We start from the raw sequence: 19217 nt of genomic DNA, 5'->3' as shown, positions 1-19217 counted from the left end.
GGAACATACGGCTCTTTTACTTGAGGTCCCTCACCCCCGGCCAAACAGATTACAAATAGCGCGAGGTCAGATGTTCGCGGAAGTAACGAATATTCAGATCCTCGCCCGTCGCCTGGGTGATTAACTGCGACGTGCTGAAGCGGCTGCCGTGCTGCCAGATGTTCTGACGCAGCCACTCAAAGAGGGCGGAAAAATCGCCTTCGGCGATGGAAGCCTGCAGTCCCGGAAGCGCGGTCTTTGCCGCATGGAACAGCTGCGCGGCATACATCGCGCCCAGCGTGTATGACGGGAAGTAACCAAACCCGCCGTCGGTCCAGTGGATATCCTGCATGCAGCCGTTGCGGTAGTTGTCTTTGGTGGATAACCCGAGCCAGGCCTGCATTTTTTCATCCCACAGGGCGGGGATATCGTCCACCTCGATCTCGCCGTTGATCAGCGCGCGCTCAATCTCATAGCGCAGCACCACGTGTGCCGGGTAGCTCACTTCGTCCGCATCGACGCGGATATAGCCAGGCTTAACGCGCTGGTTCCAGGCAATAAAGTTCTCTTCGCTAAACGCTGCCTGGCTGCCAAAGCGGGCATGTACCGCAGGGAGGAGGTGCTTGAGGAAGGCTTCGCTGCGCCCCAACTGCATTTCAAAGAACAGGCTCTGGGATTCATGGATCGCGGTTGAGCGGGCGAGGGCGATGGGCTGGCCTGCCCACGTACGCGGCAGGTTTTGTTCATAGCGCGCGTGTCCGGTTTCGTGGATCACGCCAAACAGCGCGCTGAGCAGTTCGTCTTCATCATAGCGTGTGGTGATCCGCACGTCTTCCGGAACGCCGCCACAGAACGGGTGCGCGCTTACGTCCAGCCGTCCGCTGTTAAAATCGAAGCCGAGCATCTTCATGGCTTCCAGACCCAGCTCGCGCTGGGTTGCCGTCGGGAAGGGGCCCTGCGGCGGAACGAACGACCGCTGAGCCTGTTTCTCCACCGCGCTTGCCAGCAGGTCCGGCAGCCAGGTTTTCATATCGCCAAACAGCACGTCCAGGCGGGCGCTGGTCATGTCCGGCTCAAAAATGTCCAGCAGCGCGTCGTATGGCGTACAGCCTTTAGCTTCGGCGCGCAGGCGGGCCTCTTCGCGGCTGAGTTTCACCACTTCTTTCAGGTTGGCGGAAAAGCCCTGCCAGTCGTTGGCGGGGCGCTGTGTGCGCCAGGCGTGCTCGCATTTGCTTCCCGCGAGCGATTTGGCTTCCACCAGCGATTCCGGCAGCAGGGTCGCCTGCTGGTAGTGGCGCGTCATTTCGCGCAGATTAGCCTGTTCAACGTCGTTCAGATCTTCTCCTGCTGCGGCCGCTAACAGATCGCCGACTTTTTTATCGGTCAGGATCTGATGTTGCAGAACGCTCATTTCCGCCAGCGCTTCACCGCGCGCGGCGCTGCCGCCTGGCGGCATCATGGTGAACATGTCCCAGTTGGCGATGGAGGAGAGGTGCGAGAAGCGGGAGAGACGCTGGAAGGTTTTGACAAGTGATTGATAGGCTGATGTTTTTTGCAATTCTTATTTCCTCATGCCAGGGATGTGTTTCATGGAGCATACAATGAAACAGACCAAATTCCCCAACATTTCCCACACAGAGGAAATCTGTGCCGATCTCCTCCGTTGAAACCGTCCCCGGCATTCCGGGAGACGGTTTTCGGTGGGCACTCAGGACTTATCACGCATAACCTGTTGCAGGATCGCCAGCGCCTGGGTGAACTGGGCATCCGGAATCGTCAGCGGATAAAGGAAGCGGATCACGTTGCCGTACTGGCCGCAGATCAACAACAGCAGGCCCTGGGCGAGCGCCTTTTGCTGTATCGCCTGCGCGATGGCGGCCGAAGGTTCACGGCTCTCGGGATCAAAAAACTCCGCCGCAATCATCGATCCTCTTCCCCTTATCGCCACGAGCGCAGGGAAGCTGCCCTGAATTTCCTCCAGCGTGGCTTTCAGTTGATCGCCCAGATGGCAGGCGCGGGCGCACAGTGACTCGTTGTCGATAATATTCAGCACCGCGTGCGCGGCGGCCACCGCCAGCGGGTTGCCTGCATAGGTTCCTCCCAGACCGCCGGGCGCCGGCGCGTCCATGATTTCGGCGCGGCCCACCACGCCGGACAGCGGCATTCCGCCTGCCAGGCTTTTCGCCATTGTCATCAGGTCGGGCTTGTCCGCATAGTGTTCCATGGCAAACAGTTTACCCGTACGGGCGAAGCCGCTCTGCACTTCGTCAGCAATCATCACGATCCCGTGCTCATCGCAGATGCGGCGGATGGCGGCCACCAGCTCTGGCGGGGCGACGTTGAATCCGCCTTCACCCTGGATGGGTTCAAAAATAATCGCCGCCACCTGTTTCGCCTCAATATCCGCTTTGAACAGGCGCTCTATCGCCGTGATGGCATCCTGCGTCGTAATGCCGTGCAGCTCAGAGGGATACGGCACGTGATAAACCGACCCGGGGAACGGACCAAACCCCAGCTTATAGGGCGCGACCTTGCCGGTTAAGGCCATGGTCATATAGGTTCGGCCATGAAAGCCTCCCCCGAAGGCAATCACACCCGGTCTGCCGGTGTGGGCCCGGGCGATTTTAATGGCATTTTCCACCGCTTCCGCGCCCGTTGTGAAGAACGCCGTCTTGGCCGGGCCCTGCACCGGGGCCAGCTCGTTAAGTTTTTCGGCTAAGGAAACGTAGCTTTCATACGGCACAATCTGGTAGGCCGTGTGGGTGAACTGGTGAAGCTGTTTTTCCACTGCGGCCACCAGTTCAGGGTGACGATGGCCGGTATTCAGTACCGCGATCCCGGCGGCGAAATCAATATAGTCATTGCCTTCCACGTCGGTGAGGGTGGCATTCCCCGCCGTGCGGGCAAAGAAATTACACATTACGCCTACGCCGCGCGGGGTGGCAGAAAGTCTGCGTTGATGAAATTCCTGGTTACTCATGTCAGATACCCTTTTGTCGAAACGATCATACGCCAAGACGATCGCGCAGGCTGTAGTACGCCGCGCCCATCGCCGTGAATGGAATCCGCAGGCTGCGACCGCCCGGGAAGGGATAGTGCGGGAGGTTGGCAAACGCATCAAAGCGCTCAGCGTCACCGCGCAACAGTTCCGAGATCAGCCGTCCGGCCAGGTGGGTGCAGGTCACGCCGTGACCGCTGTAGCCCTGCATGTAATAGATGTTCTTGTCCAGACGACCAAACTGCGGCATGCGTGACAGGGTCAGCAGGAAGTTGCCCGTCCAGCGGTAGTCGATTTTGACGCCTGCCAGCTGCGGGAAGGTTTTCAGCAGCTTTGGCATCACCAGACGCTCGACATCGTCCGGATCGCGCGCGCCATAGACTACGCCACCGCCGTACAGCAGGCGGTTGTCGGCGGTGAGACGGTAGTAATCCAGCAGGTAGTTGCAATCCTCCACGCAGTAGTTATTAGGGATCAGCGTGCGGACGACCGCTTCCGGCAGCGGGGCGGTGGTCACCACCTGGGTGCCGCAGGGCATGCTGCGTTTTGCCAGCTCCGGTTCTATCTTATCGCCCAGATAGGCATTCCCGGCGACGATCACATAGCGGGCCGTCACCTGGCCATGCTGCGTGCTCACCACGGCCGGGCTGGTGTGCTGAATGGCGGTCACCGGGGACTGTTCATACACCCGCCCGCCGTTGAGGCGAATGGCGTCCGCTTCGCCGATTGCCAGGTTCAGCGGATGAATGTGTCCCCCGCTGCGGTCCAGCAGCGCGCCGGTATAGCGTTCGCTGTCAACTTCCCGGCGGATGGCGTTAGCGTCCAGCAGCTCCAGCTGCGTGTTGCCGTAGCGTTCCCAGTTGGCTTTTTGCTCCTCCAGCGTCTCCAGCTGCTTATGGTTTAGCGCCACAAACAGCCCGCCGGGACGATAGTCGCACTGGATCTGGTAGCGCTGGATACGCTCCCGGATGATTTCCCCGCCCTCAAACATCATGCTCCCGAGGACTCTGGCGGCATCGGGGCCGTAGTTTTTCTCAATCACGTCGATATCGCGGCTGTAGGAGTTAACCAGCTGGCCGCCGTTGCGTCCGCTGGCACCGAAACCGATGCGCGCTCCTTCAAGGAGCACCACGTCGTAGCCCATTTCGGCGAGATGCAGCGCGGAGGAGAGGCCGGTATAGCCGCCGCCCACCACGCACACGTCACAGCTGATCGACTCGTTTAGCGTCGGGAAAGGTTCGTAAGCGTTCGCGCTGGCCGCGTAGTAGCTGGTGGTATGTTCGGTCATGATTGAGGCTCCAGGGCAATCCAGATGGTTTTCAGTTCGGTAAATTTTTCCAGCGCGTGCAGGGACTTGTCGCGACCGTTGCCGCTCTGCTTATAGCCGCCAAAAGGTACAGTCATATCGCCATCGTTATAGTTATTGACGAAGACCGAGCCTGCTTTCAGACGGCGGCTCATGCGGTGCGCGCGGGAAAGATCGCGGGTCCATACCGCCGCGCCAAGCCCATATTCACTGTCGTTGGCCAGCGTTAAGGCTTCTTCTTCGGTTTTAAAACGGGTAACGACCAGCACCGGCCCGAAAATCTCCTCCCGGCACAGCGGGGAGGCTGGGTCGATGTCGACAAAAATGGTGGGACCCACTGCGGAAGGCCATGCTTGTTCCCGCCCGTCCAGCAGCAGCGTACCTTTCCGGGTTCCCTCGCGAATAAACGTGTGGACGGTATCGGCGTGCGCAGCGTCGATGAGCATTCCCATCGTGCTGTCGGGGTCGAGCGGATCGCCCGGCTGCCAGTGACGGGCCTGCGCTTTTAGCTTTGCCAGGAAGTCATCGGCGATGCTGTCTTCGAGCAGCAGGCGGGTACCGGCGATACAGACTTGCCCCTGGTTATAAAAAATCCCGGCGGCGGTCGCGCTCACGGCCTTGTCCAGGTCCGGACAGTCGGCAAAGATAATGTTGGCGCTCTTGCCGCCCGCCTCCAGCCAGACGCGCTTCATGTTGCTTTCTCCCGCGTCCTTCAACAGCTGCTTGCCGGTACGGGTAGAGCCGGTAAACGTCAGCACCTCGACCTCCGGATGCAGTGCCAGCGCCTGGCCCGCTTCGTGGCCGTAACCGCTTATCACATTCAGCACGCCGTCAGGCAGGCCCGCCTCTTTCGCCAGCCCGGCCAGCCGCAGGGCGGTGAGGGGCGATTTCTCCGACGGTTTCAATACCACGCTGTTGCCCGCGATCAGCGCCGGGCCCAGCTTCCAGCAGGCCAGCAGCAGCGGGAAATTCCAGGGGACGATGGCCGCGACAACCCCGATCGGCTCGCGCACGATCATCGCCAGCTCGCCTGGACCCGTAGGCGCCACTTCGCCGTAGACTTTATCCGCCGCTTCGGCGTACCAGCGAATGGCGCGAGCCGCGCCGGGAATATCGTCGCGCAGGCTGTGGCGGATGGGTTTACCGGTGTCCAGCGTTTCCAGTAAGGCCAGCTCTTCGCCGTGGCGTTCCATCAAATCGGCGAGCTTATTCAGCACGGCCTTGCGCTGCGCCGGAGACGCCTGCGACCAGTCACCGCGCTCAAATACCTCACGCGCGGCCTGAACTGCGCGGTCCACGTCCGCCTGCTTTCCCCGGGCCACGTTCGCCAGCGTCTGTTGGGTAGCAGGATTGACGGTTTCAAACGTGGCGTTATCGGCGGCGTCACAATAGGCACCGTTAATAAATAACCGGGTCTCAATGGCGCTGTTTTTTGCTTTATCCTGCCAGTAAGTCAGGTGCTGAAAATGCATATTCACTCCTTTCTTTCGCAATCAGATAAATAAAGGCATGGCCGTTTCAGGCAATACGAAGCCGTGAGGCATCCCGGGAATTAACCCGTTGAATGCCGACATTGATCGTTTTTATTTGTCCCGGCGTAAGCGTGCTTACGCCGGGACTGAGTGGTTATTAGAACGTGGTGGGGGTGTGGGCACTGATAATGCGGCAGATGCCTGCCGAGGTGTTGCTGAAGCTGTGCGGTATGCCGGTATTGATGGCATAGCTCTGCCCCGCAACCAGGTGATAAGGCTGGCCATTAATGGTCAGCACTATTTCACCTTCCAGTATCGTACCGATCTCCTCACCCTGGTGTTTGATCCTCTCTCCGGTCGTGGTTCCAGGCTGGTAAGTTTCAAAAATCATCGCCAGCGTACGGTTCGGATTTCCGTTATGAACCAGCTTCATCGAAACCCCCTGACTGCCTATTTCGATAAGGTCTTCCTGATTAATAACCACCTGCGGTTCATCAGGTTTTTCCGGTTCCGAAAAGAATTCCGAGAGCGACAGCCCATAAACTTTCAGCAGCTTTTGCAGCGTACTGATGGCAGGACTGACTTTGTCCTGCTCGATGGTGCTGATGGCACTGTGTGTTAACCCAGACAGTTCGGCGGCACGCCGCTGCGAGAGACCCAGCTGCTGGCGGATCTCAGACAGACGTTTCCCTGGCGCCAGTCCGTCATCGCTCATAGTTGCATTTCCTTTACGGTAGAGGTCAAAGCCGTTGCTTCTCGGCAATGTGGCTTTGACAGGCGGTGATAAAACCTTCAAACAACATGCGTGACAGGGCGTACTCGCTGCTGTTCCATTCGGGGTGCCATTGCACGCCGAGGGCAAAAGGGTGGTCCTGAACGCTGACCGCTTCGACCAGCCCATCCGTCGAGCGGGCCTCCACGCGAAGCCGTGGTCCTAACGTTCGTGCACCTTGCCCGTGTAACGAGTTTACCCAAAATGTGTTACAGCCTGGTATTAATTGAGACAGCAGTCCTCCCTCCTGAACCTGAACTTCATGAGACGGGGCGTATTGTAGCTCAACCGGCAGTTCAGGGTCTTCCCGGTGCTCAAGCAGGTCGTTCTGCTCGAACAGGCGGCGATACAGCGTCCCTCCCGTCGCAACAACCATTTCCTGCAGCCCCCGGCAGATGGCGAAAATGGGGATGCGCCTTTCGAGCGCGGCACCAATCAGCGCCATACTCAGAAGATCTCGCCCGGGATCGGCGTCAGGCTCATCGCCGTTTTCACCATAAAGGTGCGGCTGCACGTTACTTGGGCTGCCCGGCAGGTAAATCCCGTCCAGGGTGGGCAGCAGAGCGGTAAGTAGCTCTGGCTCTGCCAGCGCATGCGGTAAGGCAATGGGTAAGCCCCCCGCGTTAATAATGGCATTCAGGTACTTTTCTTGCAGGGTCTGGGTCTCATGACCCTTAAGCCTGTTTCTGCACATCACCACGCCAATAACTGGCTTGTTCATTATATTTTCCATGATCGCCCTCACAAAGTGGACTAAATTTAGGCCATTTTCGCCTGTGAAACGGCCTTTTCGTTCAATATTTTCTCAATCTAGCAACGAGATCTGCCTTTTGCAAACTTAATTTAACATTTGACAAACATTTTATTTGCATACAGATTCGATAGGGTGGACATTATATTTGACAGTCCAGAGCAGCGAACGCAAATCCCAAAAACGGTGGTAAATCATGGAAACCAATATCGTAGAAGTTGAGAACTTTGTGCAGCACACGGACGAGAGGCGGGGCAGCGCCTTTACGCAGGAAGTGAAGCGCTATTTAGAAAAGTATCCTGACACCCAGTTTATTGATGTCCTCCTGACCGACCTGAACGGCTGTTTTCGCGGCAAACGTATCCCGGTTGCCGGACTGAACAAGCTTGAAAAAGGCTGCTATTTCCCGGCATCGGTTTTCGCCATGGACATTTTGGGTAACGTCGTGGAAGAGGCGGGGCTGGGGCAGGAGCTCGGCGAGCCGGACTGTATCTGCGTACCGGTACCGGGCACCCTGACACCGTCCGCCGCCGACCCGGAATACATTGGTCAGGTGCAGCTCACCATGGTTGATGAAGATGGCGCTCCCTTTGACGTTGAGCCGCGGAATGTACTCAACCGACTCTGGCAGCAGCTGCGCCAGCGCGGTCTGTTCCCCGTGGTAGCGGTAGAGCTGGAGTTCTATTTACTTGACCGTCAACGCGATGCCGACGGCTATCTGCAGCCTCCCTGCGCGCCGGGCACCGACGTGCGTAACACGCAGAGCCAGGTCTACTCGGTAGATAACCTGAACCACTTTGCTGACGTGCTGAATGACATTGACGAGCTGGCGCAGCTGCAGCTGATCCCCGCCGACGGGGCGGTGGCTGAGGCCTCCCCGGGCCAGTTTGAGATTAACCTGCACCATACGGAAAACGTGCTCGACGCCTGCGATGATGCGCTGGCGCTAAAGCGTCTCGTCAGGCAGATGGCGGAAAAACATAAGATGCACGCCACGTTTATGGCAAAGCCGTATGAAGAGCATGCGGGCAGCGGGATGCATATTCACATCAGCATACAAAACAACAGAGGCGAAAACGTGCTCGCAGACGCCAGCGGCGAGGATTCCGCGCTGCTGAAACGCGCGCTGGCCGGGATGATCGATCTGATGCCGGCGTCCATGGCGCTGCTGGCACCTAACGTCAACTCCTACCGCCGTTTCCAGCCGGGAATGTACGTGCCGACGCAGGCATCATGGGGACACAATAATCGCACGGTTGCCCTGCGTATCCCCTGCGGCGATCGCCATAACCATCGGGTCGAGTACCGGGTGGCGGGAGCAGACGCAAATCCGTATCTGGTGATGGCGGCGATTTTTGCCGGCATTTTACATGGGCTGGATAACGATTTACCACTGCAGGAAGAAGTGGAAGGCAATGGTCTGGAGCAGGACGGGCTGCCGTTCCCGATCCGTCAGAGCGATGCGCTGTGGGAATTTATGCAAAACGATCATCTTCGCGAGCGGCTGGGCGAACGTTTCTGCCACGTATATCACGCCTGCAAAAATGATGAGTTACTGCAGTTTGAACGCCTGATTACCGAAACGGAAATTGAGTGGATGTTGAAAAACGCCTGATGACGAGCCCCGGTAAGGGGCCGCTTTGTTTCATCGCATACGTATCACCAAACGGCCTGCGCGGAGCCTGGCCTAACTGTTCGCTGGCATGCCAGCTATCTCCCGGGAGTCGCGTTATGGAGCGCAGGCGGCACAGGGATTTTCTTAACGACACTGTGTGACGAGGTAGGAAATGATGCAGATGTTCAACTATCCGCAGGGCGAAGGGGGCCAGTCAGGCGCCTGCTGTGAGTGCGAGCGAGAGATGCTGCGCTGGTACGATCGCGTATGTTCTTTACAACTACCCCCTTTGCTAAGCAGGTTTGCGTTAAGGACAACGCGATTGCAAACCACGGTAAGCATGGGGGGGACGGTTTATGGCGACTAACACCTCTCTTGATTCGCCGGGCATGGCCGGAAGAACCCGGCTGCGCAGTTCCCTCAAGCTCTGGCAGGTGGTCATGATGGGCCTGGCTTACCTCACCCCCATGACCGTGTTTGATACCTTCGGCATTGTGTCCGGTATCAGCAATGGCCACGTGCCCGCCTCGTATCTCCTGGCACTGGCGGGCGTCATGTTTACCGCCATCAGCTACGGCAAACTGGTGCGTCAGTTCCCGGAAGCGGGCTCTGCGTATACCTACACGCAGAAATCGATCGGACCCCACCTGGGCTTTATGGTCGGCTGGTCATCGCTGCTGGACTATCTCTTCCTGCCGATGATCAACGTGCTGCTGGCGAAGATCTACCTTTCCGCGTTGTTCCCGGAAGTCCCTCCGTGGGTCTGGGTGGTGGGGTTTGTGACGATCCTGACGCTGGCGAACCTGAAGAGCGTTAATTTGGTCGCCAACTTTAACACCCTGTTTGTGCTGGTGCAGATCGCCATCATGGTGGTGTTTGTCATACTCGTGGTGCATGGCCTGCACAAGGGTGAGGGCGTCGGCACCGTCTGGTCGCTGCAGCCGTTTATCAGCGAGAACGCCCACCTGATCCCGATTATTACCGGCGCGACTATCGTCTGCTTCTCTTTCCTCGGCTTTGACGCGGTCACCACGCTGTCGGAAGAGACGCCAAACGCGGCGCGGGTGATTCCCAAAGCCATTTTCCTGACTGCACTGTATGGCGGGCTGATATTCATTGTTGCCTCGTTTTTCATGCAGCTCTTTTTCCCGACGATCGCGCGTTTCAAGAACCCGGACGCCGCGCTGCCGGAAATTGCGCTGTACGTAGGCGGCAAGCTCTTCCAGTCGGTGTTTCTGTGTACCACGTTTGTGAATACGCTCGCTTCAGGCCTGGCCTCGCACGCCAGCGTCTCACGCTTGTTGTATGTGATGGGGCGTGACAACGTCTTTCCGGAGCGGGTGTTTGGCTATGTGCATCCGAAATGGCGGACTCCGGCTCTGAACGTCATTATGGTAGGGATAGTGGCACTGTCGGCCCTTTACTTTGATCTCGTGACCGCGACGGCGCTGATCAACTTTGGCGCGCTGGTGGCATTTACGTTTGTTAATCTCTCGGTGTACAACCATTTCTGGCGGCGTAAGGGGCTGAACAAAACGTGGAAAGATCGGTTCCACTATTTCCTGCTGCCACTCATTGGTGCCGTAACGGTCGGCGTGCTGTGGATAAACCTCGAAGCGACGTCCCTGACGCTTGGCCTCATCTGGGCGGCGCTGGGGGTCCTTTACCTGGCATGGCTAACGCGCCGTTTCCGCAAACCACCTCCGCAGTTTGAAGCCGGTAAGATAGAGCAGGCCTGGGATTCCTGAACGTGAAACGGCACCAGTACGCTGGTGCCGTTTATCGGGATCGCTCATCTACCGGGCATCAGCCCGCAGGCTTACTATCTCAGACGTTTATGAAGACTTGCTCCCACCAGCAGCGCAGCGCACAGCATCAGCGCGATAAACCCGCCCACGCCGTTCCAGCCGTAGTGATGCCAGAACACGCCCCCGAGGGTCCCGGCGATGCTGGAACCCAGGTAATAGCTAAACAGATACAGCGACGATGCCTGCCCTTTGGCGCGACGCGCGCGCGGGCCAATCCAGCTGCTGGCGACCGAGTGTGCGGCGAAGAATCCTGCGGAGAAGAGCAGCATTCCGGCAAAAATCAGCCACAGGGAGGTGAAGAGCGTCAGCAGCAGGCCGACCAGCATCACCACCGTGAAGAACAGCATGACCGGGCCGCGGCCGAAGCGCGCGGTCATCGCCCCGGCTTTCGGCGAGCTCCACGTGCCGGTGAGATAGGCCACGGAAAGCAAACCTACAACGGCCTGGTTCAGATGCCACGGCGAGAGCATCAGGCGATAGCCAATATAGTTAAACAGCGTCACGAAGGAGCCCATCAGCAGGAATCCCATCAGAAATAGTCGCGGTAAACCTTTGTCGCGCCAGTGCAGGCGGAAGTTGATAAACAGCGTTTTCGGCCGCAGAGAGGTCGGGCGGAAATGGCGCGATTCCGGCAGGATTTTCCAGAACATCAGGGCTGATGCCAGCGCAAAACACCCGATTACCGCCAGCGCAATACGCCAGCTAAAGAAGTCCGTGAAGACCCCGCTCAGCAGGCGTCCGCTCATGCCGCCAATCGAGTTCCCGCTGATGTAGAGCCCCATAGAGAAGGCAACGACGCTCGGGTGGATCTCCTCGCTGAGGTAGGTCATCCCGACCGCCGCTACGCCGCTGAGCGAGAGTCCAATCAGCGCGCGCATTACCAGAATACCGTGCCAGCTGGTCATCATGGTCGAGAGTAACGTGCAGACCGAGGCCAGCATCAGGGCGGTTACCATCACCGGTTTACGGCCAATGGCGTCGGACAGCGGCCCGGTAAAGAGCAGGCCAATCGCCAGCATGCCGGTAGAAACAGAGAGTGAAACGCTGCTGCTGGCAGGCGATACGCCAAACTCGTGCGAGAGAACGGGCAGGATCGGCTGAACGCAATAGAGCAGGGCAAATGTTGCCAGACCGGCGGAGAAGAGCGCCAGCGTGACGCGCATAAACTGGGGGGTACCACGTTTAATGAACTGGACCGGCTGCGGTGCTGCGGGTAAATCATTGATATCTCTTGCCGGATCGATATCAATAGTAGTTGTACGACTCACACAGTTTCCTTGCTTAAACATCCCCGTGATTTCTGGTGACGGGTATGACCACCTGTTCAGGGTAGGAAAATGTAAATATTCTGTCTAATATATTAATAATCTCAAATGATACCTTAAAAATATGAATATCGAGCTGCGTCATCTTCGCTACTTTGTCGCCGTCGCTGAGGAGCTGCATTTTGGTCGCGCGGCGGCGCGGCTGAATATCTCTCAGCCACCCTTAAGCCAGCAGATTCAGATCCTGGAACAGCAGGTCGGGGCGCGCCTTCTGGCCCGCACCAACCGCAGCGTGAGCCTGACGGCGGCGGGGAAGCAGTTTCTGATCGACAGCCGACAAATCCTGAGCATGGTCGATGACGCCGCCGCCCGGGCGGAACGGCTTTATCTCGGGGAAGCCGGAGAGCTGCGAATCGGGTTTACCTCGTCCGCGCCGTTTATCAGCGCCGTCTCGCAGACGCTCTCGTCATTCCGCCGTCATTTTCCGGATGTGCATATTCAGACGCGCGAAATTAATACCCGCGAGCAGATTGCGCCGCTGAATGAAGGTGCGCTCGATCTGGGGCTGATGCGTAATACCCAGCTGCCGGACACGCTGGCGTGGGAGGTGATCCTGCGCGAACCGCTAATGGCCATGATCCCGCTCGATCACCCGCTGGCGTCGCGTCCGGCGGTCTCGCTGGCAGAACTAGCAAAAGAGCCGTTTGTCTTTTTTGACCCGCAGGTCGGAACGGGTCTGTATGATGATATTCTGGGGCTGATGCGCCGCTACGATCTGGCGCCGGTCATTACCCAGGAAGTGGGAGAGGCGATGACCATTATTGGCCTGGTCGCCGCCGGGCTGGGCGTGTCGATACTCCCGGCCTCCTTTAAGCGGGTACAGCTGCGCGAAATGCGCTGGGTTGCCATTGCCGAAGAGGATGCCGTTTCGGAGATGTGGCTGGTGTGGTCAAAACATCGCGAACAGAGTCATGCTGCGCAGCGCTTCAAACAGCAGTTAATCCAGGCCTCCGCAGCCTGATTTTTCCCGGGAAAACGGGTAAAAATGTGCGGTAAATCACATGGCTAAGTAAATATTTGACGACACCCATGGAAGTGCTTCACCATAGCCAATAGTTTATTTCGAAGCTCGAAAATAAGGGAGTACGAGGTGGTTGCTGATAGTCAGCCAGGGCATATTGATCAGATTAAGCAGACCAATGCTGGCGCGGTGTATCGCCTGATTGATCAGCTTGGTCCGGTTTCGCGTATCGATCTGTCGCGCCTGGCACAGCTGGCACCTGCCAGTATCACCAAGATTGTCCGCGAAATGCTGGAAGCGCACCTGGTTCAGGAGACGGAAATTCAGGAGCCGGGCAGCCGTGGCCGTCCGGCGGTCGGGCTGGTAGTTGAGACGGAAGCCTGGCACTACCTCTCACTGCGCATTAGCCGCGGAGAGATCTTCCTTGCGCTGCGCGATCTCAGCAGCAAGCTGGTGGTGGAAGACCGGCTTGAGCTACCGCTCAATGCCGAGGAGCCGCTCCTTGACGCGATTGTCTCGCACATCGATCGCTTCTTTATCCGCCATCAGCAGCGGCTTGAGCGCCTGACGGCGATTGCCATCACCATGCCGGGAATTATTGATACCGAAAACGGCATTGTGCACCGCATGCCGTTTTACGACGACGTCAAAGAGATGCCGCTGGGTGAGGTGCTGAAAAACCATACCGGCGTGCCAGTCTATATTCAGCACGACATTAGCGCCTGGACGATGGCGGAAGCGCTGTTTGGCGCGTCTCGCGGTGCGCGGGATGTCATTCAGGTGGTCATTGACCATAACGTCGGGGCGGGGGTGATCACCGACGGTCGTCTTCTCCACGCCGGAAGCAGCAGCCTGGTGGAAATCGGCCACACCCAGGTCGACCCGTACGGTAAGCGCTGCTACTGCGGGAATCACGGTTGTCTGGAGACGATTGCCAGCGTGGAAAGCGTGCTGGAACTGGCGCAGGTCCGGCTCAGTCAGTCCATGAGCTCCTCGCTGCACGGCCAGCCCTTAACGGTGGACTCCCTCTGCGCCGCCGCGCGCCAGGGCGATCTGCTGGCGAAGGACATCATTACCGGAGTGGGGAATAACGTTGGCCGCATTCTGGCTATCATGGTGAACCTCTTTAACCCGCAAAAAATCCTGATTGGCTCACCGCTCAGCCAGGCGGCGGAGATCCTTTTTCCGGCGATTACGGCCTGTATTCAGCAGCAGTCGCTTCCCGCCTACAGCAAAAATATTGCGGTAGAAAGCACCCAGTTTTCCAACCAGGGCACGATGGCCGGCGCGGCGCTGGTCAAAGATGCCATGTATAACGGCTCGCTGCTTATCCGCCTGTTACAGGGTTAACTCTTTTCCGCTGATGTAAGAAAAATTGCGCTATCTCAAGCCGGGTAGCGCACGCATCCCGTAGACTTCCTCCACTGAATTATTTACCTGGTTTATATTTTCGAAGCATACCCAAGAGGTGGAGTGAGTCATGCTTAAGCGTTTCTTTGTTACTGGTACAGATACCTCTGTCGGCAAGACCGTCGTATCCCGCGCATTGCTGCAGGCGCTGGCAGCAAGCGGTAGACGCGTTGCAGGGTTCAAACCGGTCGCAAAAGGGAGTAAAGAGACGCCAGAGGGATTACGTAATAAAGACGCCCTGGTGCTGCAAAGCGTCTCGTCGCTGGAACTGCCTTATCACGCGGTCAATCCCATTGCGTTAAGCGAAGAGGAGAGCAGCGTGGCGCACAGCGGCCTGATTAACTACTCCCTGTTGTCCGACGGGCTGGCGAACCTGAGCGAGCAGGTTGATCACGTGGTGGTGGAAGGGACGGGCGGCTGGCGCAGCCTGATGAATGACCTGCGCCCGCTCTCCGAATGGGTCGTGCAGGAGCAACTGCCGGTGGTGATGGTAGTGGGTATTCAGGAAGGGTGCATCAACCATGCGCTGCTGACGGCGCAGGCGATTGCCAATGACGGCCTGCCGCTGATTGGCTGGGTGGCAAACCGCATTAATCCGGGCCTCGCGCACTACGCTGAAATCATCGACGTGCTGAGCACCAAGCTGCCTGGCCCGCTGGTGGGCGAGCTGCCTTATCTGCCACGCGCCGAGCAGCGCGAGCTAGCGCAGTACATCGATCTCTCTGCCCTCGGTGGCGTGTTGACCGTAGATCGAGTCGTGGCGTAACGTCCGCGACAGCACGGACGCCATCACGCAGGCGACCAATAAACCGGGCAGTAAAAAATATTGCCCGGTCATTTCACTGACCATCAGCGCCGACATAATGGGCGCATGCGTGGTCGCGGCAAGTAGCGTTGCCATTCCTGCCAGCCCCAGCAGAATCGCCGTCTCAGAGCCCGGCAGCCATAGTGCGAACAGCTGCGCGAACAGCATCCCCGTTGCCATGCCGACAAACAGCGTGGGCGTAAACACCCCGCCCGGCGCGCCCGAACCGCTGCTCGCCAGTACCGCCAGCAGCTTACAGATGAACACCCCGGCAATCACCGACAGCAGCGGCGGGGCGAGCAGAAAAGCCTGAACCACGCTGTAGCCATTCCCCCACACCTTCGGCGTCATGAGAGACAACAGCCCGACGATCAAGCCGCCGAGCGCCAGCTGCCACGGTGGCGAAAGCCTGAGGCGCAGGAAAAGTCCGTGGCTGAAGGCCATCAGCCACATCAGCAGTGGCCCGCAGAGACCCGCCAGCAGGCCCATGGCGACCAGCAGGGCATAATCGGCCGCGGTGAGAATGCCGCTCAGATGGACCACGTAGAGCGTACCGGCGCCCGGAGCCAGAAGCTGCGTGGTGAGAAGCGCCACCACCGCCGCAATCACCACCGGACCGAGCGAGGCCAGCATCAGCGTGCCAAACAGAATCTCAGCGATGAACAGGCTTCCGGCTAACGGTGCATGGTAGGCGCTGGCCATCCCGGCGGCGGCGCCACAGGCGATCCAGAGCTTCCATTCCGATTTGGGCGTAAAACGACGGGCGAAAAAGGAGGCGGCGAGGGCGGCAAGCAGGATCATCGCACCTTCCCGGCCGATGGCGCTTCCGCTGGCAACGACCAGCAGCGAAGCAAGGGATTTAACGAGGCTGGCGCCGTAGTCAAACTGACCGTCGCCGGTCTCCAGCGCTTCCATATAATCGGTCGGGGCGTGGGGACGCTGGGCGGTCAGGCGCTGCCATCCCCAGAGCAGCAGTCCGGCAGTCAGCCCTCCAAGCGCAGGTGTTAGCGCGCGTCGCCAGGGTGAAAGCGACGCGGCGGCATTCACCAGGCTGCCGCTGTCGTTGCTCAGAAGCAGCCACTCCAGCAGGTACATGCTGTGGCGGAACGCCGCAACGGCCAGCGCGGCCAGCACGCCAGTTACGGTGGCAATCAGCAGTCGGCGAAACATCGCGCGGATGTCGGGGTAGGTATGAAGACGTTGCATGGGTCGCGTTTTAACGGGAACGATACGATATTGTGGCGGGAAAACGCGGGGTTAGCAAAAGGTCTGCGTGCGAAAAAGCCGGGCGATGCCCGGCCAGAAAGGTTAGCTGTCGCTATGAATATTCAGCGCCCGACGCGTACGCCCGGAGCTCAGGTACTCGGCAATATAGTCCTGCGAAATCTCGCCGTTATAGCGCCCGTCCTCATCCACGATCGGCATCCAGCTGGTATTACTCTCATACAGACGGGAAAGCACCACGCGCAGGTTGTCCTCGGCCTTGCCGGTCATGCGGAACGGATGCAGGATGTCGGCACAGGTGCCGCTGGCGTTACGCGCTTCGCGACGCTTCACAAAGCCCAGCGGTTTGCCGTGCTCGTCGACCACCGTAACGGCACGAATATCATTATCATCCATGGTCGCAAAAGCTTCGGGAAGCGGAGTAGAGCCCCGCACCGTAATGGTCGGCTGCTGGTCGGTGACGTCTCCCGCGGAGACCAGCAGCAGGCGCTTCAGCGTACGGTCCTGACCGACAAACGAGCCGATAAACTCATTCGCCGGTTTCGCCAGCAGTTCATCCGGGCTGGCGCACTGCACGATTTTCCCCTGACGGAACACCGCAATACGGTCGCCGAGCTTCAGAGCTTCGTCGATATCGTGGCTCACAAGCATGACGGTTTTTTTCAGCTTGCGCTGCATTTCCAGAAACTGGTTCTGGATCACCTCGCGGTTGATCGGGTCCACCGCGCCGAACGGTTCATCCATCAGCAGTACCGGAGGATCCGCCGCCAGGGCGCGGATGACGCCGATACGCTGCTGCTGGCCGCCGGACATCTCGCGCGGATAGCGGTGAAGGAACTTGTGCGGATCCATCGCCACCATGTCCATCAGCTCTTCGGCGCGGGTTTTGCAGCGCGCTTTATCCCAGCCCAGCATGCGCGGCACGACGGTGATGTTCTCTTCAATGGTCATGTTCGGGAACAGGCCAATCTGCTGGATCACGTAGCCGATGTTGCGGCGTAATGTCACGGTGTCCATCCCGCTGGTGTCCTCGCCGTTAATCAGGATGTTCCCGCTGCTTGGGGTGATGAGGCGGTTAATCATCTTCAGGGTGGTGGTTTTCCCGCAGCCGGACGGGCCGAGCAGGACGCACATTTCCCCTTCAGGCACGTTCAGGTTGACGTTATCGACGGCCTTAAAGGTCTGGCCGTGCTTCTGTGAAAATTGTTTGGTGAGGTTTTCCAGTTTTATCATTATCGAATCCCCTTCGGAGTCAGAACCACCTGCAGACGGTGCAGCAGCCAGTCGAGTACAATCGCTAAAAGACAAATCATCAACGCGCCCGCAATCAGCATGCGAATATCGCTTCCGCCGATGCCGTTAAGCAGCAGCAGGCCCAGACCGCCCGCGCCAATCACGGCGGCGATTGCCATCACGCCGATGTTCATCACCACGGCGGTGCGGATCCCGCCGAAAATCACCGGCAGCGCCATCGGAATTTCCACCCAGCGCAGACGCTGCCAGAACGTCATGCCAATGCCGCGTCCGGCTTCGCGCAGGCCCGGCGGCAGGCTGTCGAGCGCCGTGTGGGTGTTACGCACAATCGGCAGCAGCGAGTAAAGAAACACCGCCGTGATGGCGGGCAGGGCGCCAATCCCCTGACCGATCAGCGAAAACAGCGGGATCATCAGGCCAAACAGCGCGATAGACGGAATGGTCAGCACGATGGTGGCTATCCCCAGCACCGGCGTCGCCAGCCACCTGTGGCGGACAATCAGAATGCCCAGCGGGACGCCGATGAGAATCGCTAAGCCCACGGCCAGCGCCACCAGCCACAGATGCTGCAGCGTCAGGGTTAACAGATAGTCCCAGTTGTCCAGAATGTAGTGAACGGTATCCATAGCGCCTCCTACAGCAGCTGTTTGCTACGCAGGAAATCGCGGGCGACCTGCTGCGGTGACTGATGGTCGATATCCACCTTTTTGTTCAGCTCGGTAATAACGTCGTTGTTGAGCTGGGCAGAGAGGGTATTGAGCGCCTCTTCCAGACCGGGATTGGCCTCCAGGGTGTCCTTACGCACCACCGGGGTGACCGCGTAGCTCGGGAAGAAGCCTTTATCATCCTCAAGCACCTTCAGGTCGAATCCTTTCACGCGCCCGTCGGTGGTGTATACCAGGCCGGCGTCAACGAAGCCGTCGCGCACCGCGTTATAGACCAGGCCGGGGTCCATCTGGCGGATTTGCGGGCGGTCCAGATCCAGCTTATAGGCCTCCTGCAGGGGCTTCATGCCGTCGCTGCGCCCGGCAAACTCCAGGTCTAAGCCCAGCAGCCAGTTTTTGTCCGGGTTGGTTTTACGGATCTGCTCAATCTTCGCCACCATCTCCGACATGGTGTTGATATGCTCCGCCTCGGCGCGCTTGCGCTGCATGGCGAAGGCATAGGTGTTGTTCATGTCGGCGGGGTTGAGCCAGACCAGACCGTGCTTCGCGTCGAGGCGCTTCACCGTCTCGTAAGATTCCTGAGGCGACATGCGCTTATTGATGTGGTTGAAGATGATCAGCGACGTACCGGTGTACTCCCACGTCATATCAATCTGCTTGTTGATCATCGCGTTGCGGGAGATCACCGTGGCGATATTGGTTTTTGGCTGAACCTGGAAGCCTTTTTTTTGCAGGTACTGCACGGTCATCGCCGAGAGAATGTGCTGCTCGGTAAAGCTCTTGGTCGCCAGAATCAGCGGGGCTGCCATCGCCTGGCTGGTGAACAGCGCCGCGGCACACAGCGCCGTCAGGCTGGAAAACAGTCTCATAGA

16 protein-coding genes are annotated in these 19217 nt (G+C 58.6%); 5 read left to right on the top strand and 11 right to left on the bottom strand.

All coding sequences use genetic code 11. The features are described 5' to 3' along the window. Nucleotides 1-49 precede the first annotated feature (49 nt). From URZ40_RS01380 to puuD, 6 genes are all read right to left on the bottom strand, one after another. A complete protein-coding gene (locus tag URZ40_RS01380) occupies nt 50-1537 on the bottom strand; it encodes a carboxypeptidase M32 (RefSeq protein WP_316379014.1) in 1488 nt (495 codons plus the stop codon). Between the two features lie 150 nt (nt 1538-1687). Beyond that, nucleotides 1688-2959, bottom strand: a complete 1272-nt coding sequence (puuE, locus tag URZ40_RS01375) for a 4-aminobutyrate transaminase (RefSeq protein ID WP_320719634.1) — start codon at nt 2957-2959, stop codon at nt 1688-1690. A 25-nt stretch (nt 2960-2984) separates the two neighbouring features. After that, complete coding sequence (locus URZ40_RS01370; protein WP_163329115.1) at nt 2985-4265, bottom strand: FAD-binding oxidoreductase; 1281 nt, start codon at nt 4263-4265, stop codon at nt 2985-2987. Further along, nucleotides 4262-5755: an aldehyde dehydrogenase PuuC gene (puuC, locus tag URZ40_RS01365; RefSeq protein ID WP_316379017.1), complete on the bottom strand. Its 1494-nt coding sequence runs from the start codon at nt 5753-5755 to the stop codon at nt 4262-4264. Before puuC ends, URZ40_RS01370 begins: the two co-directional genes overlap by 4 nt. A 157-nt stretch (nt 5756-5912) precedes the next feature. Further along, nucleotides 5913-6470: an HTH-type transcriptional regulator PuuR gene (gene puuR, locus URZ40_RS01360; protein ID WP_013096835.1), complete on the bottom strand. Its 558-nt coding sequence runs from the start codon at nt 6468-6470 to the stop codon at nt 5913-5915. Between the two features lie 25 nt (nt 6471-6495). Beyond that, nucleotides 6496-7260, bottom strand: a complete 765-nt coding sequence (gene puuD, locus URZ40_RS01355) for a gamma-glutamyl-gamma-aminobutyrate hydrolase (protein ID WP_302218667.1) — start codon at nt 7258-7260, stop codon at nt 6496-6498. 214 nt (nt 7261-7474) lie between these two features. Here puuD and URZ40_RS01350 point away from each other — a divergent pair, with 214 nt between their 5' ends. Continuing rightward, nucleotides 7475-8893, top strand: a complete 1419-nt coding sequence (locus URZ40_RS01350; RefSeq protein ID WP_302218665.1) for a glutamine synthetase family protein — start codon at nt 7475-7477, stop codon at nt 8891-8893. Nucleotides 8894-9249: 356 nt separating this feature from the next. Then, a complete protein-coding gene (locus tag URZ40_RS01345) occupies nt 9250-10641 on the top strand; it encodes an APC family permease (protein ID WP_116340255.1) in 1392 nt (463 codons plus the stop codon). Nucleotides 10642-10715: 74 nt separating this feature from the next. Here URZ40_RS01345 and URZ40_RS01340 read toward each other — a convergent pair whose 3' ends face one another. After that, a complete protein-coding gene (locus URZ40_RS01340; protein WP_320719633.1) occupies nt 10716-11969 on the bottom strand; it encodes an MFS transporter in 1254 nt (417 codons plus the stop codon). A gap of 121 nt (nt 11970-12090) precedes the next feature. On the opposite strand from URZ40_RS01340, the gene URZ40_RS01335 reads away from it, so the two are divergent. The 3 genes from URZ40_RS01335 (at nt 12091) to bioD (ending at nt 15163) form a co-directional block, all read left to right on the top strand. Continuing rightward, the gene (locus tag URZ40_RS01335) at nt 12091-12987 is read left to right on the top strand and encodes a LysR family transcriptional regulator (RefSeq protein WP_116340251.1); all 897 of its coding nucleotides are present in this window, start codon (nt 12091-12093) and stop codon (nt 12985-12987) included. A 129-nt stretch (nt 12988-13116) separates the two neighbouring features. Continuing rightward, entirely contained in the window at nt 13117-14337 is a 1221-nt protein-coding gene (gene mlc / locus URZ40_RS01330; RefSeq protein ID WP_045401244.1) for a sugar metabolism global transcriptional regulator Mlc, read from the top strand. Nucleotides 14338-14467: 130 nt separating this feature from the next. Next, nucleotides 14468-15163 (top strand): dethiobiotin synthase, encoded by a 696-nt coding sequence (gene bioD, locus URZ40_RS01325; protein WP_116340249.1) that lies wholly within the window; start codon nt 14468-14470, stop codon nt 15161-15163. On the opposite strand, the gene clcB is transcribed toward bioD, so the two are convergent. From clcB to osmX, 4 genes are all read right to left on the bottom strand, one after another. Further along, nucleotides 15098-16408, bottom strand: coding sequence for a voltage-gated ClC-type chloride channel ClcB (gene clcB, locus URZ40_RS01320; protein ID WP_320719632.1), 1311 nt, complete (start codon nt 16406-16408; stop codon nt 15098-15100). The two genes, bioD and clcB, sit on opposite strands and share 66 nt — an antisense overlap. Nucleotides 16409-16510: 102 nt before the next feature. Next, nucleotides 16511-17659 carry an osmoprotectant ABC transporter ATP-binding protein OsmV gene (osmV, locus tag URZ40_RS01315; RefSeq protein WP_320719631.1) on the bottom strand — a complete coding sequence of 383 codons (1149 nt, stop codon included), beginning with the start codon at nt 17657-17659 and terminating at the stop codon, nt 16511-16513. Continuing rightward, the gene (gene osmW / locus URZ40_RS01310) at nt 17659-18306 is read right to left on the bottom strand and encodes an osmoprotectant ABC transporter permease OsmW (RefSeq protein ID WP_316379023.1); all 648 of its coding nucleotides are present in this window, start codon (nt 18304-18306) and stop codon (nt 17659-17661) included. Before osmW ends, osmV begins: the two co-directional genes overlap by 1 nt. An 8-nt stretch (nt 18307-18314) precedes the next feature. After that, a complete protein-coding gene (osmX, locus tag URZ40_RS01305) occupies nt 18315-19214 on the bottom strand; it encodes an osmoprotectant ABC transporter substrate-binding protein OsmX (protein WP_320719630.1) in 900 nt (299 codons plus the stop codon). Between the last annotated feature and the right edge of the window lie 3 nt (nt 19215-19217).

It is taken from the genome of Enterobacter sp. 296B2 (genome assembly GCF_034106185.1).
Lineage (GTDB): Bacteria > Pseudomonadota > Gammaproteobacteria > Enterobacterales > Enterobacteriaceae > Enterobacter > Enterobacter cloacae_N.
This window is presented reverse-complemented; position numbering and strand designations above follow the sequence as displayed.

Excerpts from the sequence above, each read along its gene's own strand:
- puuE (WP_320719634.1), bottom strand. The coding sequence starts at position 2,959 with ATGAGTAACCAGGAATTTCATCAACGCAGACTTTCTGCCACCCCGCGC.
- URZ40_RS01370 (WP_163329115.1), bottom strand. The coding sequence starts at position 4,265 with ATGACCGAACATACCACCAGCTACTACGCGGCCAGCGCGAACGCTTAC.
- puuC (WP_316379017.1), bottom strand. The coding sequence starts at position 5,755 with ATGCATTTTCAGCACCTGACTTACTGGCAGGATAAAGCAAAAAACAGC.
- puuR (WP_013096835.1), bottom strand. The coding sequence starts at position 6,470 with ATGAGCGATGACGGACTGGCGCCAGGGAAACGTCTGTCTGAGATCCGC.
- puuD (WP_302218667.1), bottom strand. The coding sequence starts at position 7,260 with ATGGAAAATATAATGAACAAGCCAGTTATTGGCGTGGTGATGTGCAGA.
- URZ40_RS01350 (WP_302218665.1), top strand. The coding sequence starts at position 7,475 with ATGGAAACCAATATCGTAGAAGTTGAGAACTTTGTGCAGCACACGGAC.
- URZ40_RS01345 (WP_116340255.1), top strand. The coding sequence starts at position 9,250 with ATGGCGACTAACACCTCTCTTGATTCGCCGGGCATGGCCGGAAGAACC.
- URZ40_RS01335 (WP_116340251.1), top strand. The coding sequence starts at position 12,091 with ATGAATATCGAGCTGCGTCATCTTCGCTACTTTGTCGCCGTCGCTGAG.
- bioD (WP_116340249.1), top strand. The coding sequence starts at position 14,468 with ATGCTTAAGCGTTTCTTTGTTACTGGTACAGATACCTCTGTCGGCAAG.
- clcB (WP_320719632.1), bottom strand. The coding sequence starts at position 16,408 with ATGCAACGTCTTCATACCTACCCCGACATCCGCGCGATGTTTCGCCGA.
- osmV (WP_320719631.1), bottom strand. The coding sequence starts at position 17,659 with ATGATAAAACTGGAAAACCTCACCAAACAATTTTCACAGAAGCACGGC.
- osmW (WP_316379023.1), bottom strand. The coding sequence starts at position 18,306 with ATGGATACCGTTCACTACATTCTGGACAACTGGGACTATCTGTTAACC.
- osmX (WP_320719630.1), bottom strand. The coding sequence starts at position 19,214 with ATGAGACTGTTTTCCAGCCTGACGGCGCTGTGTGCCGCGGCGCTGTTC.